This is a genomic window from Paenibacillus sp. OT2-17, assembly GCF_009827695.1.
Lineage (GTDB): Bacteria > Bacillota > Bacilli > Paenibacillales > Paenibacillaceae > Paenibacillus > Paenibacillus polymyxa_B.
The window spans coordinates 1-2,963 of sequence record NZ_WUDQ01000466.1 but is presented as its reverse complement, the minus strand read 5'-3'; the positions used below and the strand labels follow the sequence as shown (position 1 = coordinate 2,963).

Annotated in this window: 4 protein-coding genes; 2 read left to right on the top strand and 2 right to left on the bottom strand. The window is 46.9% G+C overall.

Features of this window, described 5'->3' with window-relative positions; translation table 11 throughout:
• On the bottom strand, positions 1–713 hold a 713-nt coding region (locus tag GRP75_RS23180; protein WP_160790483.1), incomplete at its 3' end, for a hypothetical protein.
• Between the two features lie 359 nt (positions 714–1,072).
• On the opposite strand from GRP75_RS23180, the gene GRP75_RS23175 reads away from it, so the two are divergent.
• Positions 1,073–1,804: an HAD family hydrolase gene (locus tag GRP75_RS23175; RefSeq protein WP_025724310.1), complete on the top strand. Its 732-nt coding sequence runs from the start codon at positions 1,073–1,075 to the stop codon at positions 1,802–1,804.
• 136 nt (positions 1,805–1,940) lie between these two features.
• Positions 1,941–2,621, top strand: coding sequence for a serine/threonine-protein kinase (locus GRP75_RS23170; protein ID WP_023987697.1), 681 nt, complete (start codon positions 1,941–1,943; stop codon positions 2,619–2,621).
• Positions 2,622–2,706: 85 nt separating this feature from the next.
• Here GRP75_RS23170 and GRP75_RS23165 read toward each other — a convergent pair.
• On the bottom strand, positions 2,707–2,963 hold a 257-nt coding region (locus GRP75_RS23165; RefSeq protein ID WP_337194260.1), incomplete at its 5' end, for a malic enzyme-like NAD(P)-binding protein.

The following is a 2,963-nucleotide window of genomic DNA, read 5'->3' as shown; positions in this document are numbered from 1 at the left end:
TCCCGAATAAAAGCCAGTCTGGCTTCTCGCGAACCGTTGTGGAACAACTCACGCACAGCTTCGCCTTGTTGTTCCCAAAGGAAAGGCTCCGTTACGGTCAAGAGGGCACTCTCCATAGAAGAGCTATGCTTGGCAGAAGAAGATAACTGGATGCCCAACCCGTTTAGCGTAGGAGCTGCTTCATTGTGCTTCCGTTCTGTTCGCAAGCTGTCGATATACGCAGCCATATCCTGAATCGGTTCGATACCAAAGCGTTCGCGAAAGCATTCGCGTACAAACGCGGTGCGTTCATCTACAATCTGAGGCAGTCGCTGACCTGCATGTCCAGAATAGTCATCTCCACTGGCGTAGTATCGTTTTAATGAACTGTTCTCTGTATAAACAACGCTTAAAAAATCCTGCAAATGACGGGCAACCACCCACACACCCGTCCAATCGACGGGAGATACACATACTATAGGGGCCCGGGAAAGGTCCTTTTCAAGCCCAAAATCCGTTAAAAAGCCATAATGTATTCCGTCCACCCCTGCGTGGGCAAAAGGAACAACATCTGGTGGTGTAGCCATATATCGTGGCGCGCGGCCCTGCTCCATAATCAATCCCAAATCAAAACTCAGAGAATGCCGGTTCGCTTCGAGCTCTTTTTCAAATTCTATAAGTGCCTCAATCAAAGGTGTAGCTGATCCATAGGCTAGGTTAGAACCGGAATCCATCGTGTATGCCTCCCTTATCCAAGTACATCCGTAAAGCGTTCATCCCTAAAAGGTACGTGATTTTACACGAAATGTAAACCTGTATGACGAATATTTTCAAAAATGTGACCTTTTACCCGTGTGTTGTCAAATAAAACGCTTTCGGGCAAAGCAGGACAAGATACCTATGTTAGCTCGTTAGAGAAGTAAAGTGAGTTTGTGAAAATGCGGTCTTTTCAGTGTATGTTAGCAACCGTGAAGTGTGATTGCAGGATGCGCAGTGTGAAGGACAGGGTGCAACGTAACAGGCCAACGGGTATAATATCAGGACAAGGTGAAAAGGAGCGTCATCCGAAGATTTAACAGAAAGAAGTGGACATATGAACTTGCAAAAGAAGGCTGTTTTTTTTGATGTAGATGATACGATGTACGATCATTTGCACCCTACACGCGATGCATTGCGTACAGTATTAGGATTGAGTGAGCGTTTTCCTTATGAGAAAGCCTACCATCGTATTCGCTATTACAGCGATGTACTATCGGCTAAAGGAGGACTATTGGAGGGGAAGGCAGGGCCGGATGAACTGGATGAGATGAGGGAAGGCCGTTTCATTCTGGCTTTACAAGAATTCGGGGTAGAAATTACCCGTGAGCAGGCAGTACATGTTCAACAAGAATACTTGGATCGTCAGTACCGAATTGAGCCTTTTGAGGGGGCGACCTCGTTAATAAATGATTTGAGCTCGGCTGGCTTTTTAGTTGGATTAATTACAAACGGTCTTGAAGAACACCAGATGAGCAAGATCAAGGCCATGGCACTGGAAAATCATGTTGCAGCAGAGCATATCTTTGTATCTGGGACCGTTGGCTATGCCAAGCCTGATCCGCGCATTTTTGAAGTAGTGAACGAACGGACAGGAACGTTAGCAGAGCACTGCTGCTACATTGGGGATTCCTGGCGTAATGACGTGGCGGGAGCTATAGCTGCGAATTGGCAGGTGATCTGGTTCAATCACAGGAACGCTCCCCCGGAGACTGACGTGTTGGGGATCTATAAAACAGCAGCAAGCTATGCAGAGTTAAGAAGGTTGCTTCTGCCGGACGCTCGTTAGACACGGTACATACCGTATTTATAAAAGAATCAACCTATTTTGAAGCCATTCCAAAAGATAACCCGTAATACTATTTATCTGTTATAGAACTAACTTTATTGGTATTGGTTTAGAACAGAGAAGGAGGGGATCGCGCATGGTAGAACAATGGAGGCAGGCAGAAGACATCATAAGTCAAGTGACCGTATACAGTACGGAGGATAATGATCCGGTTACCATTAAAACAGGCACTCAAGACGTCCGCTGTATTGGCATCGGGACAGATGCGGCCGTATTTACGCTCGATACGTTGCCAGGCTACGCGTTCAAGGTATACTCAGACATGGCGATCGAGAAGAAAGATGCGGAGGCCGACGTATATGAGCGTTTGCGAGGGTCTGACTTTTTTCCTCATTATTACGGAAAAGGCGACAAGTATATTGTCATAAGTTATGAATCCGGTATTACGCTGCTGGATTGTCTGCTGCAAGGAATTCCTGTGCCAGAGCAGGTCATTCTAGATGTGGAAAAGGCGAGGGAATTTGTCCGATCCAAGGGGCTGAATCCCCGTGATATTCACCTCAAGAATGTACTCATGCAAGACGGGCGTGCCAAGGTATTGGATGTATCTGAATACGTGAAGGAAGGCGATGACAAGCGCTGGGAGCATTTGGTGTGGGCGTATCATACGTTTTATTCCGGTATCTCGGAGGTTAAGGTTCCCTCATGGATTTTGGATACGATTAAAAAATGGTACTACAAGCTGGACAACTCCAACTTTAATCTGGAGGAGTTTGCCCAGCGTGCCAGTCAATTGTTCTCTAAATGGAGGTCATAACCGCTGTAAAGAAAACGGATATGCAGACTGACCTTTCCATAGCAAAAAGGATTGCACCCGCGTTTAAGGGAGCAATCCTTTTCTTTTATCTGAAATCCCGAGGCACTCTTCTGGCTGTACCGCTCGCAATCGCGGCTTGAATCACCTTTTCACGCACCCGTTGAACCGCACTCTCGTTAAATACACCAGGGATTATATACAGCTTGTTCAGTTCTTCAGGACGGATCGTGCCTGCGATGGCCTCTGCGGCCGCCAGCTTCATCTCTTCGTTGATTTCACGGGCACGGCAGTCGAGCGCCGCTCGAAAGATGCCAGGGAAACAAAGCACATTGTTAATTTGGT

Bases quoted from the DNA above. Each gene is read 5' to 3' on its own strand.
- GRP75_RS23175 (WP_025724310.1), top strand. From the start codon at position 1,073: ATGAACTTGCAAAAGAAGGCTGTTTTTTTTGATGTAGATGATACGATG.
- GRP75_RS23170 (WP_023987697.1), top strand. From the start codon at position 1,941: ATGGTAGAACAATGGAGGCAGGCAGAAGACATCATAAGTCAAGTGACC.